Below are 22,005 nucleotides of genomic sequence, written 5' to 3'. Positions count from 1 at the left end.
AAGCATGAGTGCAACTACCTATAAGCATAGAATATTGGGAAATCCTGGACTGATTGCCCATGTAGCGTTTAGTGTAATCGGTCTGGTTTTAATCGGATACTTCATGTTTTATTATCTTAAATAAGGGAGATAACTATGGATAAAAAGAGATATTATGTTTCTGTTCAAGCAGGAACTATACTTGAAAATCAAGGTGATGCTTCTTATGAGCTAGAAATTGATGCTACACTGGACGAGGTTGAAAAACTCAGGGAGGTTTTTGAAGAAATATATGATTTTGATCAGGCTTCAGGCGTTCAAGTGGCTTCTGCTCTAGCCATCGCTTACCATAACGATGAATCTAACGATGGATATGACTATTATTTAAAAGAAGCATATGCAATGATCAGTGATCTTGGTACAGAGGAAACGAAGCGGCATATTGGTGAAATGAATATATTAAGTTAGAAGGCCACTTCTTTGCGAAGTGGCCTTCTTTTTGAACATCGTGGAACAGGTTTCCAGCACGCGTTATACCATACTGAACCGCTCTGATGCTCTGTTTAACATGCGGCGAAAATCAAATTATCGTGATACAATGGCATCATACTTGCGATAAAAGGTGGATGCTTACCTATGGGCGAAGCAGAATTATGCCGTATAGTCAAAATTGAACATATCGTTTGCTCCCGGAAATCGCTTTTTCCCGATAAGTCCGCTCATACGCTATTGGTGATTGCTGGAGGAATGGGAGTTCTGCAAATTAACGAAGAGAAGCATCCAGTCTCGATTGGCAAATGCTTCTATGCGGTGCCTGATTCGGGCATAAGTATCACTCCCCATTTCAACGAGCTGAAGCTGTATCGAATTTTTTTCGACCGTTTAAGTCCAGCAGAGCATGCTGAAGATGGAAGGATATTTGATAAAAATTTAGATGGCTTTGCCAATCAGGGAGAACTCTTTACATCCTTCCCGGATCGTGTGCTTGATATGGCCGCTTCCTTGTACGATAACGATGCAGATGACGAGAACAGGGCTGCGGGTTACAAGAAGCAAATGATTTTCTATGAAATTCTCCATGAGCTTGCATCGGCCAATGCACCAGTGCATTCGATTGCCAATACGCAGGAAGCGGTTAAACGGACCATTCATTATATACAGACAAATTATGAAAAAGACTTGACGCGGGACAAGCTGGCTAACATGGCTAAGCTCAGTCCAGAATATTACTCCGTAGTTTTCAAGCAGGTCAGCGGTACAAATTTAACGGACTACATCACCCAAATACGCATCCAAATGGCCAAGGAGAGGCTGCTGTTTTCAGATGAACGGCTAAGTGATATAGCCAAAGCGGTTGGCTACAAGGACGAGTATTATTTGAGCCGTAAATTCAAAAAGGAAGTGGGCGTTTCTCCAAGCGCCTATATCAAAACACCGAAGAAAATCGTGTCTATGAATCCACATTTGACCCGGCATTTGCTGGCACTGGATGTTATGCCGGCCGCGACGCTATCGTTTCGTTGGATGTTTGGGGAATATCAGGAGAGATTGAATGCAGGCCAATGTGAATGCAGGGACTGGATGCTCGGCTTCCAGGATGATGAGCTTCAGCGGATGAAGCCGGATCTGATGGTATGCATCGATAATATTTCACCTGAAAAGCTCGGCACCTACAGGAGAATGGCCCCGACTCTTGTTGTACCTTGGCATGTAAAAGATTGGCGCAGTCACTTCAGGATGATTTCGCATGCAGTCGGGAAGTCGGCTGTAGCGGAAACCTGGTTGAGGCATTTTGATGAGAGAGTGGAGCAAGTCCGTTTTCTTATGGGGACCACAGGCGCAGCTTGGCAATCAGTGGCTCTCTTCAACATCAGAGCGGAAAGCTCATTTGTTTACAGGAACCATGGCATGGGCAGTCAGATCATTTATGATGAACTGCGCCTGCAGCCTCCGAGCTCGATTCTCCTTGCCCCTGATCAAGTATCTATATCGGTTGCCCCTGCCGACTTTTTACCGCGGTATGCAGCAGACTGTATTATTTTATCGATAGAAAAGTCGGATCGTGCTGAATGGCGTGCAAGGGACATGCTGGGCAGTCCTGCCTGGCAAGAGTGGTTGTCCGGTCCCAGCCATCGCCTTCATATTGTGGACATGGATCGGTGGCACGGTTACGATCCTATCTCTGCGACCTGGCAATTGGATGATGTGGAACGGCTGCTATCTTACCATAGTCCAAGCAACATAGTATGATATGTCATGGTTGAAAGGGTGGGTTCTTGATATAATTACCACGAAAATGATAATCATTATCAGGAGGTAATTATGCAGAAAAAAACGAAAGTAACTTCACTTCTTATGCTGCTGCTATTGTTGTTGGTGGCTGCGGCCTGCGGGAGCAAAGAAATCACGCCTGATACGGGAGGTTCCGTTACGAATACGGAGGAAAAAAGTGCCGTGAATTCACCGTCTGCCGAGCCAAATAAAGAGAAAGACAGTTCGGCAAAGACAAGAATATTCGAACATGCCAAAGGCAAAACGGAAATTCCAACCCATCCTGAACGAATCATCGCCATTCAATATACGGGCGCTATGCTGGCGCTGGGAGTGAAGCCGGTCGGAGGAGATAACGAGTGGTCCGTATATCCGCTGTTGGCTAAAGAATGGGAGGGCATTGAGCATGTCGGCGATCCTTGGACAGGCTTAAATCTGGAGAAGATCATTGAGCTGGAGCCGGATCTGATTGTGACCCATGCTGAACAAACCTATGAACAGCTATCTAAAATAGCCCCTACCCTCTTTATTCCATGGCTGCAATACGATGTTCGTGAGCAAATCACCGTATTTGGTGATATTCTAGGCAAGCAGCCGGAAGCGGAAGCTTGGCTGGAGCGCTTTGATGCCAAAGTAGAAGCGACGAAGCAACAAGCAGGGGGGATCATCGGAAGTGGCGAAACCGTAGCTATCGTCAACGTTCGCCCGAAAAACCAGTTCATTTATGGCGATAGCGCCATGGGGGGCTATGTCATTTATCAGGCTCTGGACTTGAACGCTCCGGAAAGCATCCAACGCGACGTTCTGGATCAGAAAAAAGCTGCTCTGGAAATCTCACTAGAAGCACTTCCTGACTATTTGTCGTCTGCAGACTATATTTTTCTGTCAGTTCTTGAAGCCGATGGTGGCAAGGAGCGTGCGGAAGAAGTGAAGAACAGTGCATTGTGGAAAAATCTACCGGCAGCGAAAAACAACCATATTTACGCGCTCGACTGGAATACTTATTTCACTACAGACCCGCTGTCGACGGAAAAGCAGCTGGATACATTTGCAGGACTGCTATCAGCGATAAAAAAATAAAGCTGAGGCCATAAAAAAAGGTCACTTCTCTGGGACTCTGGGAAGTGGCCTTTTTTTATGTGCAAGCAGAAGCTTCTTCATTTAACGATGTTTTTCATTGATAAAGTAAGGATGTGGAGACGCCTGCTGCTTTTAACGATGAAAAACATCGCTAAAGTAGCAAATCCTCTCGGTTGTGAGCGCTGGCGGGACTGATCTTCAGTCCCAGCGGCTTGGAGCGCGGGAAAATCCACTCCAATCCAGAGAAAAAACCTTGCTGGCTGTCCGTTTGAGCTTGGTGATCGTGCGATTCGTGCGATTGTAGCTAAAGAGAGGGAAGGGCTATGGGCGCAAGAGCGGTAGCGTCCGCCTTTAAAGATTTGTTCCATCGCTCACACCCATTCCATTCAAGGGATCAAATCTTTAACAGCGGCAGGAGCCCATCCCCCCGCCGATACCCCCTACCTCCCAAGCACTGGCGTCACGAACACGCTTATCAAAGAATGCCACAAGGTGTTTTCTCATTGCTTATGGCAAATTGTTAAGCGCCACTGCGCACGGCCAATCTAATACGATTGTTAGACGGGTCATGCAAGAAAATGCCAGAAGTTTGTTCTTGAACGGCTACCCCGGATTCCTTCAGGCCCTGAACGAGAGCATCCAATATCTCCTGATTGGCTACTAGAAGCGTGTAGTAATTTAGTCCGGTTGCATTTGCGTCTGGTTGAGGCGCGCCTTCTCCTGCCCAAGTGTTTAAGCCGATGTGGTGATGATACCCGCCTGCGGAAATGAACAACGCGGATGGGCCGTATTGCAGAACGACGTCAAATCCGAGCTTGTCGACGTAAAAGGCTCTAGTGCTCTTCAAATTGCTAACATGCAGGTGGATATGTCCAATTGTCGTGCCGGCAGGTAAGCCTTCCCAAGGGTCGGAACCGGCTTCGGCCAGCAAGCCATCCCAGTCAATTGGATCTGCCGCCATAAGGATGGTGCCTGCAGCATCGCGCTTCCAGCTTTCGCTGGGGCGGTCACAGTAAATTTCAATTCCGTTGTTTTCCGGGTCTGAGATATACAACGCTTCACTGACCAGATGGTCCGCTTGCCCGATATGAATGCCGGAAGCAATAAGGTTGCGCAGAGAAAGCCCCAGAGCTTTACGGGTTGGCACCAGGATGGCGAAGTGGTAGAGCCCGGTTGTTTTTTTTCGCAGATTTACGATTGCTTGAGGATAATGCTCCAGTATAAGGAGTGTGTTCAAACCGTCCGCCGTAAAATGTATGCTATTAAGTCCTTCTTTCAGTACTTTGAGTCCAACCACATTTTTATAAAATTGAGCTGAGATTTCAAGATTTCTTACTTTAAGTACGACATCACCGATCTCAGTAGCCGGATGTATGGAATTTGTCATAGGAGTTCCTCCTGATTTTTTATGATAACCTAATTACTTTTCGTAATTAACTATAAAATAATTTACGTATCCTGTCAAGGTAAATAGTCTTTGAATCGCGGATCTGTAATAGAAAAAGTGCTTGATGGATAGAGCGGCGGCTCATGCCGAGTCTGGGCAGAGTCCGAAGATGGAGATATCTATGCAGCAATTAATGTGTCCTTTTGGTGAGAAGGTCATTCAAATATTTAGGCAGTTCCTTCCTACGGTTTGCAGCTGGAGTGCTAATAACGAATTTGACGAATTTGTATAAGAACGGCTGTAGAGAATGTGCATTGGAAGAAATGGAGGCATAGGTTACAATTCATATGGAACTAAATGATAATGAGAATCATTATATAATTTATGGGAGTGGATAAGTCGTGGCAGGAATTTTTCGAGGCAGAATGGTGTGGATTATGCTTTTGCTGGCAGTGGTGATCGCGGTAAGCGGATGTGGGGATCAAAATAACGCCGTATTATCGACTGCAGACGATAAGAAGGAGCAGCCCGTTAGTGATGTGAAAAACGATGAGAAAAATGATATGAGAGTAGTCACGGATCATTTCGGAGAAGTGAGTATTCCTGTTCATCCCAAACGGGTGTCGGGTCTGTACAGGGAAGATTATTTGGTTATGCTTGGCGTTACACCTATTGTGCAATACTATAATCCAATGTTTGGCAAGCAGGACTATTTGCAGCTGGATGTCCCGCTATTCGACGTGTCGGGAAGCATCGAAGCGCTGCTGGCCGCAGCTCCTGACCTGATAATCGCTGCCGGTGAAGTCGATGCGGCCAAATATGAAGCGTATTCCAAGGTAGCTCCTACGTTCCGGCTGCCGGATTCCATTTTGTCGGATTCACGTAAGACGCTTACTGTAATCGCCGATTTGCTGGGGATTCCGGAGAAAGCCGAGCAAGTTTTGAAGGATTATGAGGAGCGTATTGCTGATGTGAAAGCCAAGGTGCAATCGGCGGCTGGCAATGATAAGCTCGTCGTGCTGCGGATGAATGTTACGGATAAATCACTGAATATATTCGGTATTAACAACTCGTTCGTCGGTCAAATTTTGTATCAGGATTTGGGATTCTCCGCACCTGTGTTTGTTAAGAACATGACGGAATCCAATATTGTGCTGTCTAATGAGGCCATTCCCGAGCTGGATGCTGATCGCATCATTATTTTGCCCTCGAATGGGACGTGGGAGGACGAAGGCAATGATAAGGCATTGAAGGAGTTGTTTGAAAGTCCTTTGTGGAAAAGTGTCCCCGCCGTGATGAAGGGGCAAGTATACCCGGTAGAGCGTTCGTACTGGCAGACGGGAGCAATTATGGCAAATCATAAGAAAATGGATGAGTTGTTAAAATTAATTGTTCCTTAAAGTCGTGTTACCCTATTGTGAATACTCAGAATACACACAGAAAAATAACGCCGCGAGGCGTTGTTTTTGTTTGTAGATAAATCGATCTGGACGTTATGGCCGCATAGCTTTACAATGGAATAAATGATAATGAATATCAATTAGGAGGTGGGATCATGGATCATACAGAAGACGTTTCACCAATGGCCAGCCCTGCGCTTATGTATACGTTGACTTCAATTCAATGGATCACTCCTTCCGTAAGACGGGAAACTGCGGAGGAGTATGAGTATGAGTATGAGCATGGGCATGCGCTGCTTGCAGTTACGGGTGGAACGGGAAGGCTGCTTCTTGATGAAGGCGAATTCGGTTTGGGTCAAGGAAGCTGCTTCCTGCTTGTTCCAGGTATGAAGTCTCGCATCGAGTCGGGAAAAGCGGAGCTGTCCTATTACCTGCTCACATTTGAGGCGTTGGGGATGCCTCGGGCTGTAGAGGCGGAAGGCATGGCGGAAAAGCGGACAACTGATACATTACCTTGTCGCGGTGAGGTCGTCTGCAGCCCGTTTTCTACTTGCTTGACGTGGCTTGAAGATATTTATGAGCATCGCAACACGCGGGAGGAACTGGAGGTGTTTCGCAATCACGTACGCTTTCACAACGTGCTGCTGTTCCTTTTTCAACAAAATAGGGGCCGTGCACCGGAGAAAGACGATAATGGCTGGCGCCAGGCGGTAGAGCATTCCATCCAGCATATTGTTGAGCATTATAATACACCGCTAACTGTGGAGGAGCTCGCCGCGATTGCGAATATTGACCGTTGGAAATATACCCGGCTGTTTAAGGAAGTAACTGGTCAAGTGCCGCTCCAATATTTGAACGACGTCCGTATTGACCGGACCAAGACGCTGCTGCGTATGACGGAAGATCGGCTATTCGACATTGCCCAGCATGTCGGGTTTAACAACGAATACTATTTGAACCGCCGCTTCAAGCAAAAGGTCGGCATTTCACCCGGGCAATACCGGCGTAATCATCGGGAGCCGATGCGGGTCATCGCCCCTTTTATGGAAGACTTTCTCGTGGCGCTCGATATTGTGCCTGTAGCTCAGTATTCACATACCCGATGGGGAAGACAGGATTATTTGGGCTTGGATCATATCCCGACGTTCGATGAGATGAGCGGAAGCTTTGAGTCGCTGTCCGCACATAGCCCGGACTTTATTATGCTGAAAGATCGGTACGATCCCCGTCTATACACACAATGCAGGCAAATATCCAGCACATGCGTTATTTCCCGGCTTAGCGACGACTGGCGGTCGATGCTGCGCATCGTTGCCGATTTATTCGGCAGGAGCGAGCAGGCGGAGAAGGTGATCTCGGCGTATGAGCACAAAGCGAGGATGGCGCGGGTTGCCTTGCACCGCAAGGCCGGGCAGCAGACTGTAGCGTGTCTGCGTGTATCGGCCGACCATATGTATTTGTATGGGGATCAGGGCTTTTCTGGACCAGTGCTGCACAAGGATCTGGGGTTGCTCGCTTATCCGCTGCCGGGAGGGGCCGATTGTACGTCCAGGATGGCGAGGTTAACTCTGGAAGGACTATCGTGTCTGAGCGCTGACCATCTGTTCATTACCTTCGATAAGTGGCACAGCCAGGAGCCGGGAGCGGAAAGGTGGCTGCTGCATGATCCTGTGTGGCAATCGCTTCCGGCTGTGCGGAACGGGCGGGTGTATGAGGTTGATTTTCTGACCTGGATGAATAACGGTGTTATTTCCAACGGCAAAAAAATTGATAAAGTGCTGCAAGTTCTAGCCTGATAGCGTGTGATTTATTAGCGATTTTATTTGTGATCTAATGGCGAATTATGAGCTATCTATGACGGATCCATGGCTCAACCATGCCCAACCATGCCCATCCATGACCAACTATGGCCCATCCATAACCCAACCATAACCCAACCATAACCCAACCATAACCCAACCATAACCCAACCATAACTGTTCCATTGAGTTTGTATAAAGAAACCGTTTTGTTTGTCCATTGCCGGGATGCAGATGCCGGTATACAATGCTCGTAAGTTGTTGAGAATTACTATCAACTGCAGCAGAGGTTAAAAAGCAAAACTTGGAGCATATAAGGTGGCAGAGCCATTGGAATTGTATGATGTAACGATTATAGGCGGGGGCCCTGCAGGGATGTACGCGGCCTTTTACAGCGGAATGCGTGATTTGAAGACGAAGCTCATTGAAGCGAAGGAAGAGTTGGGCGGCCGTATGCTCATTTATCCGGAGAAAATGATTTGGGACGTGGGCGGCTTTGCTCCGATCGTGTGCGAGCAGCTTATCGGGCAGCTTGCCAAACAGGCGCAAATTTTCGATCCGACACTCGTCTTCGGACAGCAGATTACGGGGCTGGAGCGGAGGGAGGATGGAACCTACGTGCTTGTGTCCGAGTCAGGGGAAAAGCATTGGACGCGAACGATCATTCTTGCTCTGGGCCGGGGCATTCTGAAAATGGCGAAGCTGGATATCGAGGGTGCCGAGCGCTATGAAATATCGAACCTGCACTATACGGTACAGGAGCTGGAGCCGTTCCGCGGCAAGAGGGTGCTTATATCCGGCGGCGGCAATTCGGCAGTAGACTGGGCCAATGAGCTGGAGCCGATCGCGGAAAGTGTAGTGGTGGTGCATCGTCGCGACCAGTTCGGAGGACATGAGAAGAACATTATCCAGATGAAGACATCTTCTGTGGAAGTGCTGACCCCTTACGCTCTCACTCAGCTGCACAGCGGCGACGGCAGGACGATTGAGAAGATAACGATCAGCCATATAGATAGCGGTGAAATTAAGCAGCTGGAAGTCGATGCGGTTATAGTCAACCATGGTTTGAAGTCCGATTTTACCGGGATTTCCGGGTGGGGACTTGATATGGACGACTGGAATGTGTTCGCGAACGGCAAGCTGGAGACGAACGTCCCGGGCATTTTTGCAGCAGGTGACTTCGTCAACTATACAAGCAAAGTCAACCTGATTGCCGGCGCGTTCTCGGATGCTGTATTGGCGGTCAACAGTGCGAAATTGTATATGGACCCAGAGGCAGCACGGATGGCTTATGTTTCTTCACATAATGACAAATTCAAGGAAAAGAACCGGGCGCTCGGCGTAGTTGAGGAGTAGCGGCCCGCACTTGTCTTCTTTTCTTTCTCATTGAACTTCCTTTAACGATGTTTTTCATCGTTAAAGGAAGTATTTCCAGGTCAACCGTCAAGATAACGATGATTTTCATCGTTAAAGGAGGACGGATGGCCTCTTTGGTCGGAAAAAAGGGACGATGTTTTTCATCGTTAAAGTAAGTTGTGGAGGCGAAGCTGTGCTTTTAACGATGAAAAACATCGCTAAGTAGCAGCGATTCTCAGTTCTTCATCTCCAGCGCCATTGCCCGCTAGGAAATCTCCTCCAATCAAGAGAAAAAAACCTTGCTGGCTATCCGTTTGAGCTTGGGGCGGGTTTGAGCTTGTCCGTTTGAGTTTGGTGTTCGTGCGATTGTAGCTGAGAGAGGGAAGGGCTGTGGGTGGAAAAGCGATAGCGTCCGCATTTAAAGATTGGTTCCAGTCTCCACACCCATTCCATTCAAGGGATCAAATCTTTAACAGCGGCCCTGAGCCCACAGCCCTTCCCCCGGTAACGCGCCCAAGTCACGAACACGTTCCTCAATGGATGCCACAAGATTGTTTTCGCCGTTTCAAAATGGAAGATGAAGAGCCTCCCGGCTGGTCTGGGCAGGCTTTTTGTTTATGCGCGGTTTGCTTGTGCAACTGCATAATCAGGGAATAGTTGGATACGTTAATAAACAGAAATAGGATTGTATGCCTTAATGGACCGGGGTGAAGAATGATGCGGTTTTTAGAATTGCTAAACAGGAAGAAGTATCGGACCTCACAGCCGCAGCAGTCTAGTAAGCAGCCCAGCGGGCAGTCAAGCCAGCCAAACAGGCAGCCAAACAATGATTTAATAAACCTGGACCTGCCGCAAAACGTGGCTTACATACAAGGCATGTTCACTCAAACCCCTGATTTAAATGTGCGACAATTTACGATTAAACAGAGCGGAGAACAGGCTGCGCTTGTTTATCTGGACGGGCTGGCGGATAAAAATTCGATCAATAACAATGTGCTTCGTCCGCTTCAATTCGAGTCAGAGACTAGCGATGCAATAGGTGGATTTACGGTAACGGTTGGCCGGGTGCAGACGTTGTCTGCATGGCCGGACGTTGAAGCTTCCATCCTGCAGGGAAACAGCGTTTTGTTAATTGCAGGAAGAACGGAAGCTTACTCGCTGGATACAACAGGTTGGCCGCAGCGGGCAATTGAAGATCCGCAGATCGAGGCGTCATTAAAAGGAGCCCATCAGGGTTTTGTGGAAACAGGCAGCCAGAATATCGCCATGCTTCGCCGCTATATTCCGAACCGCGAGTTGAAAGTTTTGGAAATTTCCGTCGGGGAAAGAGGGCATACGAAAACCTCCATCCTGTACTTGGCAGATGTCACGCATCCGGATGTACTGAAGGAGATGGAAGACCGGATTCGGCAGCTGGATGTCGATGTTATACTCAACACCGGTGAGCTTGCCGAGCTGATTGAGGACAATCCTTACTCCCCGTTCCCGCAATTTATATTGACGGAACGGCCGGATGCAGCTGCTTCGCAAATTCTGCAAGGAAGGCTCGTTGTTGTCGTAGACCGGAGCCCGAGCGTCCTGGTTGCCCCGGTGACATTTACATCTTTTTTTCAGAATATCGACGATTACAGCACACGTTGGTCGATTGCTACCTTTATTAGGCTACTGCGGCTTTTCGCCTTTTTTATCGCTGTTTTGCTGCCTGGCTTATACATTGCCATCACTTCCTATAATTTTGAGACCATTCCCGTCAAGCTGCTTGTTACCATTGGAGAATCAAGAGGACGCGTACCTTTTCCACCGTTTGTCGAAGCGATCCTGATGGAGATCACTCTGGAAATGATGCGTGAAGCCGGAGTGCGTCTCCCGGCTCCGGTCGGTCAAACTGTTGGCATAGTTGGAGGCATAGTGATCGGGCAGGCGATAGTCCAGGCTGGATTAGTCAGTAATATTATGGTCATCGTGGTTGCCTTTACAGCGATCGCTTCTTTCATTCTACCCAATTATGACATGGTCGCGGCCGTCAGGCTCCTTCGATTTGCGATGATGGCGGCTGCTTCGATGTTCGGTATTGTTGGCATTGTTATCGCGGTCATGACGTTGATTGGGCATCTTATTGCACTTGAATCGCTTGGTACGCCATATGGAACCCCTTTTGCCCCTATTCGATTAGCGGATTGGAAGGATGCGCTGATCCGGATGCCGCTGTGGAAGATGAAGAATCGGCCGTTAAGCGCAAGAGCGGTTCAATTGAAACGGCAAGGCTCGAATCATCCGGAAGGTGATAGTTAATGAAGAAATATGCATCTAATGAAATCACTTTCAAGCAATCGGTTTTGCTTATTTTCGGCATTCAAGTTAGTGTGGGCTTCCTTGCGCTGCCTCGGGCTTTGGCCGAGGAAGCAGGGACGGATGGATGGATATCCCTCATCCTCGGCTGGATCGTTGCCGTAACTGCAGGCCTGATTATCGTTCAAGTGTTGAAAAGGTGCCCTGATGGCACCATATTGGAATTATTGACAACATACATAGGTAAATGGGCAGGCATCGCGGGGGCTGTCCTGTTAGCTCTCTATTTTCTATATATCACATATACTACTATCGTTTATTCGGTACTCATTGCGAAGTCATGGCTTTTACCACAAACACCTGCACCTGTTATTATGCTTCTACTGCTTATACCAGCGGGATTAATCGCACGTAAAGGGCTGCGTATCATAGCCAGATATTCGGAAATCGTTGTTCTTCTTTCTCTGTGGATTCCGTTTGCCTATTTGTTTCCGCTCAAGGACGCCCATTGGCTCCATCTGCTTCCCGTGCTCAAGGAAGGCTTGAAGCCTGTTATCCTGGCGGTGCCGACTACCTTTTATTTTTTCGTTGGATTTGCAAGCACGTTTATTTTTTATCCGTTTTTGCAGGATAAACAGAAGGCATCCCTGGGAATTATCCTTTCTAACACGCTAACGCTGCTCGTATTTTTATTTATTACTATCGTCTGCTTCGTCTATTTCAGTCCAGACCGGATTGCGGATTATAGCGAGCCTGCGATCAATGTATTGAAAACAATTGAGTTCAAATTTATCGAGCGGATCGAAGTGCTATTTATCGCTTTTTATTTATTTATTTTCTCTCTGGCATGGATACCTTTCATGTATTTCAGTGTATTCTGCACTAGCTGGCTGTTTGGCAAAAAGGATCATCGTGGGCATTTGCTGATGTTGTGGCTGTTAGTTGCCGTAGGCAGCTTTTTCTTCATACCCACTTCCAGCCAAAGTGAGAAAATGACTGTTTTTCTTGGCAAGACAGGTTTTTATATGGAATACGTCTTTCCTGTACTGTTATTGCTTTACGTATGGTTATATGACCGTTTAAAACGGGGGAAGAGCATATGAACAAGCTGACGTTTTTATTTATGCTTCTTGCCGCTGTCATAACCCTCGTGACTGGCTGCTATGACCGGGTGGATCTGGAAGAACAAACCTCCAGCTTTCTGGTGGGGTTCGATTTAGATGATGAAAACAAGCTGATCACATACGCGACAAATCCGGTTTTCAGTAATCAGGCCGAGAAGAAAAGCCAGGAAATTGGCGTGATAGCGGACACGCCTCGTCAGTCGAGAGCAAAGCTGGAGGCCCGGACATTCGGTTTTTTGAGCTACAGAAAGGTTCAGATCATTCTCATCGGCAAACGTCTCCTGCAGCAGGAAAATTGGTATGAGCTGATGGATGTTATTTTACGAGATCCCAAAAATCCGTTAACCCCAAGAATTGTTGCGTTCAACGGGGCTCTTTCCGAAATCATAGACTTAAATATGAAAGACCAGCCCATGCTGCCTTTACTGCTGCGGGGAATGGTGGATTCGAAGAGTGCCCGTTCGGAAACGGTACAAACGACTTTTCAGGAGCTGGACCGGCAAATATATGAGAAAGGAGTGACTCCCTATATCTCTGAGGTTATTTTGGACAAGGAAAAAGAAATTGTGATGAACGGCACGACCCTGCTCGACCATAAAGGGAAATATAAAGCAACGCTGAGCATGCCAGAAACGGTTGTACTGCAAATTTTGCAAAAGCAAGTGAAAAGTGCTGCCAGCATTACCCTTCGCATTCCCGGCAAGTCGAAGACAGGCCCGTTCGATACAGACAGACTGAGCTTTAATGCCGAGAAGATCAAAACGAAGATCAGCACCTCGTATAGTCAGGATCGTTTTCATTTCGGCATTGAAATCAAAATGCCCATTGTGCTGACAGAACGATTGTTTGCGCACGATGTACAAACACGAGGGAAGCAGCTTGAGAGCATGATTGCCAAGCAAATGAAAGAAAAGTTCGAGAGCCTCATCAGGCTCATACAGAAGAACAAAATCGATCCGATCGGGCTTGGGGTTTACGCACGTGCTTATCAATACAAGCCTTATAGCAAGGTCAAGGAGCATTGGGGGGAAGCGCTTGCTAAGGCTGACATTCAAGTTGACGTGAAGGTAATGATAAGAAGCATGGGACCAGTGAAATAACTGCCTGTGAAGTAACTGTACAAACGATTTCAAATCTTCGAAGGGTGATGAAAGTGAAAAAATATGCGTTTAATGAAATCACCTTGATGCAGTTTATTTGCCTCAATTTCGGCTTGCAGGTAAGCGTCGGCTTGTTGGCCCTGCCACGAGTATTGGCTGAACGGGCAGATACTGATGGCTGGTTGGCGATTATAATAGGCTGGTTAATTTCCATAGCTGCGGGTTTGATCATTGTTCAAGTAATGAAAAAGCACCCTGACGGCACCTTGCTGGATTTGCTGAAGCGATATGTGGGCGAATGGGCAGGTAAAGCGGGAGCGATCCTGTTTGCTCTTTATATTTTTTACTATGGATATACCAGTCTTGTCAGGACGATTCTGTATACGAAGGTGTGGCTTTTGCCGCAAACACCGCTATATATTACGCTGCTGCTGCTGCTTATTCCCACTTATGCCGTTGCTCGCAGCGGGCTTCGCATTTTGGGCAGATACGCGGAGCTAGTCATCTTCATTTCCTTATGGATACCGTTCGTTTATTTGATCCCACTCAAGGACGCGCATTGGATTCATCTGTTTCCCGTGTTCAAAGGAGGGTGGATGCCCATATTATCTGCGGTTCATGCCGTAATCCTTTCTTATAGCGGACTTGGAGCTGTGTTTATTTTTTATCCATTTTTACGCAACAAACGTATGGCTTCTGCCGGGATCGTCATATCCAATACGCTTACGATGCTTGCGTTCTTATTCATTACACTTGTCTGCTTTGTCTACTTCAGTCCAGATGAAATCAGGGAGTTCAACGAACCTGTCGTTAATGTCTTGAAAACAATCGAGTTCAAATTTATCGAACGGATCGAAATCCTGTTTATTGCGTTCTATCTGTTTATCTTTTCCTTAGCCTGGATACCTGCCATGTATATGTGCATATTTTGCACGAGCTGGTTGTTTGGCAAGCAGGACCACCGCGGGCATTTACGGATACTTTGGCTGCTGCTCGCTGTCTGCTCTTATTTTTACCTGCCTACTTTTAACCAGAACGATCTTATGGAGAAATTTCTTTCCCTGCTGGCTATTGGTTTCGAAGGATTATTCCCTGTGTGCTTGCTTGTCTACATATGGATATATGAACGATTCCAGAGGAGGAAGAATGCATGAACAAGCAGTGGAGACGGCTTACAGGCTTCCTCTTGATCGTCATGGTTGTTGCTATCGTTCCGGGATGCTATGACCGGTTGGATTTGGAAGAGGCATCCTCTCCCTTTCTAGTGGGTTATGATCTCGATGAGAATAACAATATGATTGTGTATGTAACAGATCCTGTGTTCAGCAAAAATGTAGGAAAGAAAACACACGAAATCCGGGTTGAGGCCAGTACTTCCCGTGACGCGAGGGATAAAGAGGACGCCCGTTCGCCAGGAGTTGTTCATGGCAGAAAAATTCAGATCATACTGATCGGCAAACGGATGCTGGAGCATGCTGACTGGTTCCGAATTCTGGATGTTTTTTTTCGCGATGCGAGGAATTCGTTAACCCCAAGGGTCGTTGCTTACAACGGTCCTCTTTCCGAAATTATTTACCTGAATCCAAAAGACCAGCCGATGATGCCGATGCTGCTAACGGGAATGGTCGATACGAAGAGCAGCAGGTCGGAAACGGTAAAAACGACTTTGCAAGAGCTGCACCGGCAGATGTTTGAGAAGGGGATGACACCTTACATTCCGGAAGTTAAAGTGGAAAAAAAAGAAATCGTGCTGCAAGGCACGACACTTCTTGATCATAAGGGGAAATTTGCCACGGCATTAACCACACAGGAAACTGTTTTGCTGCAAATGCTTCAAAAAGAGGCGAAAAAGACGGTTAGTTTAACGATTCCTATTCCCGGCAAAAAGAAGATAGGCCCTTTCCATACGGACCGGCTGAGCTTCAATACTCAAAAAGTACAAACCCAAATAAAAACCTCTTATCCTCAAGACCATTTTCAGTTCGATATTCATGTTAAAATGCGTGTTACGCTGACGGAGGTCTTATTTGCACATAAACTGCAGGATCAAGAGGAACAGCTGGAGAAAATGTTGACCGGACAAGTACAGAAGCAAATGGATAATCTCATTAGTAGATTAAAAAAGCACCGGATCGATCCGATCGGGCTCGGGCTTCATGCTCGTGCTCATGAATATGAGCATTACAAAAAAGCGGAGGATCACTGGGGAGAAGCAATTGCCGAGTCTGATATCAAAGTGGTGGTGAGCGTAGAGATCGGGTCGGGGGGACCTGTTAAATAAACGGGCTGCAGCGCCTCAATTTGTTGATGCGCTGCAAAATAGGCTCAACCAGGCTTGTAAGCAGATTAAATAAATCCGCCGTTAACACGCAGTGTTTGTCCGGTAATCCATTGTGACTTATCGCTCACCAGCAGCTCAACCATATTGGCGATATCTTCAGGCTCACCCAAGCGGCCAAAAGCATTCATATTTTTGATGCCTTCGATTTGCTGCTCTGTTTTGCCTGTCAGGAAAAGCTCGGTATTCACAGGACCTGGAGCAATAGCATTGATGGTAATTTGTTTGGAGCCGAACTCCTTCGCAAGCTGCCGGGTGAATTGCTCAACCGCACCCTTAGTGCCGGCATATACGCTGTATGCAGGGAACATTTGCCCAGTGACCGACGTGGAAAAGTTGACGATTCTTCCGTTGTTCTCCATATATTTCATCGCTTGCTGGCAAGCAAAGAAGGTACCTTTTACGTTCACGGAAAATTGTTTGTCAAAATCAGCTTCGGTTACTTCTGAGAGAGGTTTATTGATCATAAGTCCTGCGTTGTTGATCAGTATATGGATCTTGCCATATGCCGCAAGTGTTTCAGTAAATAAGGATTCAACCTCACTCAGCTTACCGAGATCAGCCTGAATCGCTACAGCTTGGCCGCCCTTTTGGAGGATGCCGTCTACAACTTCAGCTGCCTTTTCCGGACTGCTGGAATAATTGATGACTACCTTGGCGCCCAGATCAGCCAGTTGTTCCGCAATGACACGTCCAATACCTCGTGAAGCTCCGGTTACGATAGCTACTTTTCCTTCTAAATGTTGCATGCATGTGCGCCTTCTTTCCGTATTTTTTCGTTCTTTTTCACTTCACTTCTATTTTTATTTCATAAAAATCCTTTTTCTATTAAAGTCCAAACATCTGCAAATTCCTGCTCCATATTGGCGTGCTTCCATTCATAGGCATGGGCAGGGTGGTGGAAACGTGATGTTGCGTAGAAAATGGTGCGCGCCAATCGGGCAGGGTTGTCTGCTTGTATAGCGCCGCGGATTAGGATTTCACTCATTTGCTCTATAAGATGTCCAACGTGTTGGTCAATTAATTCAGCGGATTCCTCTGTCACTTTGGCATACATAGTAAACAGCTCTTCATCTTCCCGTGCATAGTGCTGCTTTAATCCGATTAAAGTTTGCAGGTATGTTTTCAAATGCAGGGCACCCTCTAATGAAGGGTCATGACAAACGTCCTTCAATGGCCGGATGATCTTCTCATCCAGCCACTTTGCTGTGGCACCTTCGAGAAGCTCGGCTTTGCTTTTGAAATGGCGGTACAGGGTGCCGTGACTTACGTTTAACGCTTTAGCAACGTCAGTCACAGAGGTTTTGGCTACACCATATCGCCGAAGCGTTTCTTCTGTAGCTATAAGTATTTGATCTCTCGTTAAAAACTCAGCAGATTTCTCCATAGAAATGCGACATATTCGCCGCGTTTGTCACCTCCTTGCTAGCATCATAACATAATCAGTGACGAGTGACAAATATCATTATTTGTCACTTGAAGTGAAAGGGGCATGGCAATAAACAGAAATCCTGTTTATTGCCATGCCCCTAAAGGATAATAGGGAAGAGCATCCTCGGAGCTGAGCTGGAGCTTTCACTTAATGATGTTTTTCATCGTTAAAGCAAGGTTGAGGAGAGGACTCGTTGCTTTTAGCGATGAAAAACATCGGTAAAGCAGCAGCTCCTTTCAGTGCATCCTCCTCATCGCCACAGCCATCGCCACAGCCATCGCCACAGCCATCGCCACAGCCATCGCCACAGCCATCGCCACAGCCATCGCCACAGCCATCGCCACAGCTATCTCCATTCCTATCTCGTTGCTAATTGCCTTATTTTTTTCCGCTAGCCCAGTTTAAAGTAAACAAATAATTGTATTGGCTCGCATGCTTCAATTCGTCCAAAATAATCCCGAATACGGTATCCCTGTATACTCCTACTGGTAATCCGAACCAGATTTCTCGGTATTTTTCAACTGCAGCCAGTTCGCCTTGGAGAGCCTTCTGTAATCCTGAGGTGTAGGACTCTACCTGTTGATACTGCTTGTTGCTGACACCCGAGATTTCCTGACCGGTAAGCTCCCTGAAAATACCCCTGAACATCTGATTATGACCACGTTCATCATTGCGTATGGCAGTAATAATGGAGGCTTGATTGGAGTCGGGAGCAAGCCGGATTAGTTCATCATAGAATAGCTCGTCATCTCGTTCCCCTTGGACCGCTTCTTTCATTAAACCTAGCGCTTGCTGGGGAGAAACGGACCAGACTGGCTTAAACACAGATCGGTTCCAATAGTTGAACCAATACATATATGAAACCTCCCTAATACATTTATTCGTTGGATGTAGAACCAGCATATGTACAAATACCCAGTTTGGTGTAAGATAGAAAATTCAGTTTCGCTATATTGCTATTACATTCGGATACCTGCACATGGGGCGTCTGATGAGGTATTATTGTTACTAGTGATATACAGGAGGAATGCTGCTTGCAAACCGTTCAAACCAAATATTTTGACTATGGGCGAGAAGAAATAGATTATTTGAAAAGCGTTGATGAAACTCTCGCGGCAGCGATAACGCGGCTGGGCAGGGTTGAACGTACGATCATTCCGGATCTGTTTGCTGCGCTTGTTTATGCGATTGTAGGACAGCTTATTTCTGTTAAGGCCGTACACACCATTTGGAAAAGGATGCAGGATCAATTCGGAGAAATCTCCGCGCCAAATTTAGCCATGCAAACTGCTGACGATATCCAGGGATGTGGAATGACTATGAAAAAAGCTGTTTGTATTCAACATATTGCCCAATCCATTGCGCAAGACGCTTTTAATCTGAATGAACTATACCAGTTGTCAGATGCAGAAGTGATAAAAACGTTAACGGCATTAAATGGAGTGGGCAAGTGGACGGCAGAAATGATGCTTATCAATTCCATGGAACGCCGTGATGTAGTAAGCTGGGGGGATATTGCCATTCGCCGCGGAATGATGAAATTATATGGCCTTCCTGCCCTGACAAAGGAACAATTTGAACAATACCGTCTTAGATACTCACCGTATGGTTCAGTAGCTTCCATATATTTGTGGGAACTTTCATTTGAGTAGTGGAGAAAAGCAACTAAAGCAGCTAAAAAGCAGCATAAAAGGAGGCACCTAGTGGAGAAAACAATCAAGGAGCAGTTAATGGAACTGGCTGAAGAGGAATATCAAAAATTTGCAGCGGCTTTGATTCCGAATATCAACAATGTATTGGGCGTTCGATTGCCTGAGCTGCGCAAGCTGGCCAAAAAATTGGCCAAGGAAGATTGGCGTACTTATCTTGAAGTTGCCGAAGAGGTGTATTTTGAGGAAATTATGCTGCAGGGCATGGTTATCGGTTATGTACAAACAGATCTCGCAGAAATCCTTCGTTATACAGCTGATTTCGTCCCCAAAATTGATAATTGGTCAGTATGCGACAGCTTTTGTATTGGACTAAAATTTACTAAAACGAATAAGCAGCAAGTATGGGAATTCCTGCAGCCTTATCTTTCATCTGACAAAGAATACGACATTCGTTTCGGAGTGGTTATGCTGCTTAATTTTTATATGGAAGAAGCTTATATCAGTAGAGTTTTGGAGCTTTTGGACAGCATCAAGCACGAGGGTTACTATGTCAAGATGGCGGTTGCCTGGGCAGTATCCATCTGTTACGTGAAGCTGCCGGAGCCTACCCTGGCATACTTGGCAAGCAATTCCTTGGACAGCTTCACCTACAACAAAGCCTTGCAAAAAATAACCGAGTCCTTCCGCGTGGATCAGCAAACCAAACAAATGATTCGCAGCATGAAACGAAAATAAATCGAAGCTGTGCTTAAGCCTACTTTGCATCATGAAAAATAATACCCAGACTATATCTGGTTCCGGAGGTAACCGTACTAACGCCATGCCTGAGTGTGGTTCTGTAGTAACCGCGGGTACCCGAGACCGGACGATGATGGGTTGGGAAAATAAGGCCTTCTCCTTGCTCCAGTGTGATCACATGACCCCGGCTTTGTGCCCGCGGCCGCTGCTCTACCAGTAGAAACTCTCCGCCAGTGTAATCTACTTTTTGCTGATTGAGGGCGAATACAACCTGAAAAGGAAAGAACACATTCCCATACAAATCCTGATGCAGACAATTGTATCCACCTGCCTCGTATTTTAAAATCAATGGAGTAGGACGTGTCTGTCCCTCTTTATGACATTGCTCCAGAAAATCAGCGAGCAAATCCGGATAATCAGCAGTGCGGCCCAATTGCTCTAGCCAGCGATTAGCGGTTTTTGCAAGCTCCGGATACAATCCTTCGCGCAGCTGCTGCAGCAAAGCGGGGAGGGGAGCGCCATAATATTTGTACTCCCCGATTCCGAACCGGTATCTGGCCATATCAATAGTGTTTCGGAAGTTATCATTAATCTCGTAGGTTTCTATGATTTCTTTGCAGGCAGATTCATCTAGTAAAGGTGGTATTTTTGCATAACCGTGTTCATCCAATAATTGCTGCAGCTTATTCCAGTTCAGGTTAGCTATGCGGTCAAGCATGCTGTAAGCCTCCTTCAACAAGTGCGCCTTCCCGCTCTAATTGCAGCAGCTTCTTTTTCATATCCATGCCGCCGCGATAGCCGGTTAAAGATCCGTTCTTGCCAATTACGCGATGGCATGGAACGGTAATCAGAACGGGGTTAGCGCCAATGGCCGCTCCTACGGCACGAACTGCTGCTGGTTTCTGGATTTGCCCGGCAATATCCGAGTAAGATTTGGTTTCACCATAGGGAATACAGCAAAGCGCGTTCCACACAGCTAATTGAAACGGTGTTCCGTGAAAATCAAAGGACATTGTGAAGCTTTTACGTGTACCTTGCAAATATTCGATGAGCTCGTTAGCATAGGGCTGCAGCTTTTTGTCGTCCCGGGTTAATGGGCTTCCGGGAAAGCGGGCATTGGCCCAAACAGCCAATTCTTCAAAGGGTTGATTCTGAGAGCCAACATAGCAAAGTCCTTCAGAAGTAGCCGCGATGTGCATGGTCCAAGCCTCATAGGTTAAGAGGGTCCAGTAGATCGGTAATTTAGTTTTCTTCTCCATTTGTAGATACCTCCTCTATATGTTGAAGCTGCAATTGACGGTAGCTGGCCGGTGTATGTCCGGTCTTTTTTTTGAACAAGGTAATAAAATAAGGTGTGTTTGACAGGCCTACGCTCACGCCAACCTCAGCAATGGACTGCTCCGAAGATAATAGCTGCTCCTTGGCTTTGCCAATCCGTATTTGTTGAATGTATTCAACCGGAGTCACGCCTTTGATTTTCTTGAAGGTGCGATGAAGATGATAGGGACTGCCATGACAAATATCTGCCAGAATGTCCAGCGTTAACGACTCCATATAGTTCTTGTTGATATATTCCGTTACTAAAGCAACCCATTCATCATCAGGCAGCCGCTGGCCGGTTGGTTTGCATCGTTTGCATGGGCGGAATTTCGCGGACAAAGCTTGCTCAGCTGTGTGAAAGAAGCCGACATTCTCTTTTTTAGGCGGTCTGGACTTGCAGGAGGGGCGGCAAAAAATGCCCGTAGTTTTTACTGCATAAAAGAATTGACCGTCGTAAGAAGCATCATTGCTGATGATGGCTTGCCACATCTCGTCCGTCAGTGTTTCCAGGAATTGCGTACTCGTTCTAACGTCCGAATTATGGAAAATCCGCTGCGAATCCTGCTTGATTTGCTTTGTCATATTCGATCACCTCCATAAACTCCCCATGAACAGTATACCCCCAAGGATGAAGCTTTGTACGGATTTTGGAATGTAACAGCAAGATAACGAAATAACGAAATAACAAAATAACAAATTATACAGTGGGCTCCATATTGTCAGGGTAGGCCGGCCACGCG

Annotated in this window: 20 protein-coding genes; 13 read left to right on the top strand and 7 right to left on the bottom strand. The window is 46.7% G+C overall.

The features are described from left to right. The first annotated feature begins 135 nt into the window (after positions 1-135). From J2Z66_RS32650 to J2Z66_RS32640, 3 genes are all read left to right on the top strand, one after another. Positions 136-447: a hypothetical protein gene (locus J2Z66_RS32650; RefSeq protein ID WP_209976965.1), complete on the top strand. Its 312-nt coding sequence runs from the start codon at positions 136-138 to the stop codon at positions 445-447. A gap of 168 nt (positions 448-615) precedes the next feature. After that, on the top strand, positions 616-2,229 hold the full coding sequence (locus J2Z66_RS32645; RefSeq protein WP_209976964.1) for a helix-turn-helix domain-containing protein: 1,614 nt from the start codon (positions 616-618) through the stop codon (positions 2,227-2,229). A gap of 72 nt (positions 2,230-2,301) precedes the next feature. Further along, complete coding sequence (locus tag J2Z66_RS32640; RefSeq protein ID WP_209976963.1) at positions 2,302-3,330, top strand: ABC transporter substrate-binding protein; 1,029 nt, start codon at positions 2,302-2,304, stop codon at positions 3,328-3,330. A gap of 520 nt (positions 3,331-3,850) precedes the next feature. Here the strand turns inward: J2Z66_RS32640 and J2Z66_RS32635 are convergent. Then, entirely contained in the window at positions 3,851-4,717 is an 867-nt protein-coding gene (locus J2Z66_RS32635; RefSeq protein WP_209976962.1) for a VOC family protein, read from the bottom strand. Between the two features lie 401 nt (positions 4,718-5,118). Here J2Z66_RS32635 and J2Z66_RS32630 point away from each other — a divergent pair, with 401 nt between their 5' ends. The 8 genes from J2Z66_RS32630 to J2Z66_RS32595 all read left to right on the top strand — a co-directional run bounded on the left by J2Z66_RS32630 (position 5,119) and on the right by J2Z66_RS32595 (position 16,066). Continuing rightward, the gene (locus J2Z66_RS32630; RefSeq protein WP_312894885.1) at positions 5,119-6,117 is read left to right on the top strand and encodes an ABC transporter substrate-binding protein; all 999 of its coding nucleotides are present in this window, start codon (positions 5,119-5,121) and stop codon (positions 6,115-6,117) included. 155 nt (positions 6,118-6,272) lie between these two features. Next, positions 6,273-7,913, top strand: coding sequence for a helix-turn-helix domain-containing protein (locus tag J2Z66_RS32625; protein ID WP_245376006.1), 1,641 nt, complete (start codon positions 6,273-6,275; stop codon positions 7,911-7,913). A 321-nt stretch (positions 7,914-8,234) separates the two neighbouring features. Next, positions 8,235-9,272, top strand: a complete 1,038-nt coding sequence (locus J2Z66_RS32620; RefSeq protein ID WP_209976961.1) for an NAD(P)/FAD-dependent oxidoreductase — start codon at positions 8,235-8,237, stop codon at positions 9,270-9,272. A gap of 717 nt (positions 9,273-9,989) precedes the next feature. After that, the gene (locus J2Z66_RS32615) at positions 9,990-11,564 is read left to right on the top strand and encodes a spore germination protein (protein ID WP_376774530.1); all 1,575 of its coding nucleotides are present in this window, start codon (positions 9,990-9,992) and stop codon (positions 11,562-11,564) included. Further along, positions 11,564-12,664 (top strand): GerAB/ArcD/ProY family transporter, encoded by a 1,101-nt coding sequence (locus tag J2Z66_RS32610; RefSeq protein WP_209976959.1) that lies wholly within the window; start codon positions 11,564-11,566, stop codon positions 12,662-12,664. The genes J2Z66_RS32615 and J2Z66_RS32610 overlap by 1 nt, the downstream gene beginning before the upstream one ends. Then, a complete protein-coding gene (locus J2Z66_RS32605; protein ID WP_209976958.1) occupies positions 12,661-13,785 on the top strand; it encodes a Ger(x)C family spore germination protein in 1,125 nt (374 codons plus the stop codon). The genes J2Z66_RS32610 and J2Z66_RS32605 overlap by 4 nt, the downstream gene beginning before the upstream one ends. Positions 13,786-13,838: 53 nt before the next feature. Continuing rightward, positions 13,839-14,939: a GerAB/ArcD/ProY family transporter gene (locus J2Z66_RS32600; protein ID WP_209976957.1), complete on the top strand. Its 1,101-nt coding sequence runs from the start codon at positions 13,839-13,841 to the stop codon at positions 14,937-14,939. Further along, on the top strand, positions 14,936-16,066 hold the full coding sequence (locus tag J2Z66_RS32595) for a Ger(x)C family spore germination protein (RefSeq protein WP_209976956.1): 1,131 nt from the start codon (positions 14,936-14,938) through the stop codon (positions 16,064-16,066). The genes J2Z66_RS32600 and J2Z66_RS32595 overlap by 4 nt, the downstream gene beginning before the upstream one ends. Before the next feature lie 65 nt (positions 16,067-16,131). Here J2Z66_RS32595 and J2Z66_RS32590 read toward each other — a convergent pair whose 3' ends face one another. The 3 genes from J2Z66_RS32590 to J2Z66_RS32580 form a co-directional block, all read right to left on the bottom strand. Beyond that, positions 16,132-16,872: an SDR family oxidoreductase gene (locus J2Z66_RS32590; RefSeq protein ID WP_209976955.1), complete on the bottom strand. Its 741-nt coding sequence runs from the start codon at positions 16,870-16,872 to the stop codon at positions 16,132-16,134. A gap of 59 nt (positions 16,873-16,931) precedes the next feature. Further along, positions 16,932-17,510 (bottom strand): TetR/AcrR family transcriptional regulator, encoded by a 579-nt coding sequence (locus tag J2Z66_RS32585; protein ID WP_209976954.1) that lies wholly within the window; start codon positions 17,508-17,510, stop codon positions 16,932-16,934. A 423-nt stretch (positions 17,511-17,933) separates the two neighbouring features. Next, positions 17,934-18,410: a ferritin-like domain-containing protein gene (locus tag J2Z66_RS32580; RefSeq protein ID WP_209976953.1), complete on the bottom strand. Its 477-nt coding sequence runs from the start codon at positions 18,408-18,410 to the stop codon at positions 17,934-17,936. A 179-nt stretch (positions 18,411-18,589) separates the two neighbouring features. Between J2Z66_RS32580 and J2Z66_RS32575 the strand changes: the two genes are divergently transcribed. Then, the gene (locus tag J2Z66_RS32575) at positions 18,590-19,207 is read left to right on the top strand and encodes a DNA-3-methyladenine glycosylase family protein (protein ID WP_209976952.1); all 618 of its coding nucleotides are present in this window, start codon (positions 18,590-18,592) and stop codon (positions 19,205-19,207) included. 51 nt (positions 19,208-19,258) lie between these two features. After that, on the top strand, positions 19,259-19,942 hold the full coding sequence (locus J2Z66_RS32570) for a DNA alkylation repair protein (RefSeq protein WP_209976951.1): 684 nt from the start codon (positions 19,259-19,261) through the stop codon (positions 19,940-19,942). A gap of 19 nt (positions 19,943-19,961) precedes the next feature. Here the strand turns inward: J2Z66_RS32570 and J2Z66_RS32565 are convergent, their stop codons facing one another. The 3 genes from J2Z66_RS32565 to J2Z66_RS32555 are packed head-to-tail and all read right to left on the bottom strand — an operon-like array spanning position 19,962 to position 21,754. Beyond that, positions 19,962-20,663, bottom strand: a complete 702-nt coding sequence (locus J2Z66_RS32565) for a 2OG-Fe(II) oxygenase (protein ID WP_209976950.1) — start codon at positions 20,661-20,663, stop codon at positions 19,962-19,964. Further along, positions 20,656-21,204 carry a methylated-DNA--[protein]-cysteine S-methyltransferase gene (locus J2Z66_RS32560; RefSeq protein ID WP_209976949.1) on the bottom strand — a complete coding sequence of 183 codons (549 nt, stop codon included), beginning with the start codon at positions 21,202-21,204 and terminating at the stop codon, positions 20,656-20,658. The genes J2Z66_RS32565 and J2Z66_RS32560 overlap by 8 nt, the downstream gene beginning before the upstream one ends. Then, positions 21,188-21,754, bottom strand: coding sequence for a bifunctional transcriptional activator/DNA repair enzyme AdaA (locus J2Z66_RS32555; protein ID WP_245376020.1), 567 nt, complete (start codon positions 21,752-21,754; stop codon positions 21,188-21,190). The genes J2Z66_RS32560 and J2Z66_RS32555 overlap by 17 nt, the downstream gene beginning before the upstream one ends. Between the last annotated feature and the right edge of the window lie 251 nt (positions 21,755-22,005).

This window comes from Paenibacillus eucommiae, from assembly GCF_017874215.1.
Classification (GTDB): Bacteria; Bacillota; Bacilli; order Paenibacillales; family NBRC-103111; genus Paenibacillus_AI; species Paenibacillus_AI eucommiae.
The sequence above is the reverse complement of the archived record's forward strand: the minus strand, read 5'-3'. Positions and strand labels throughout refer to the sequence as shown.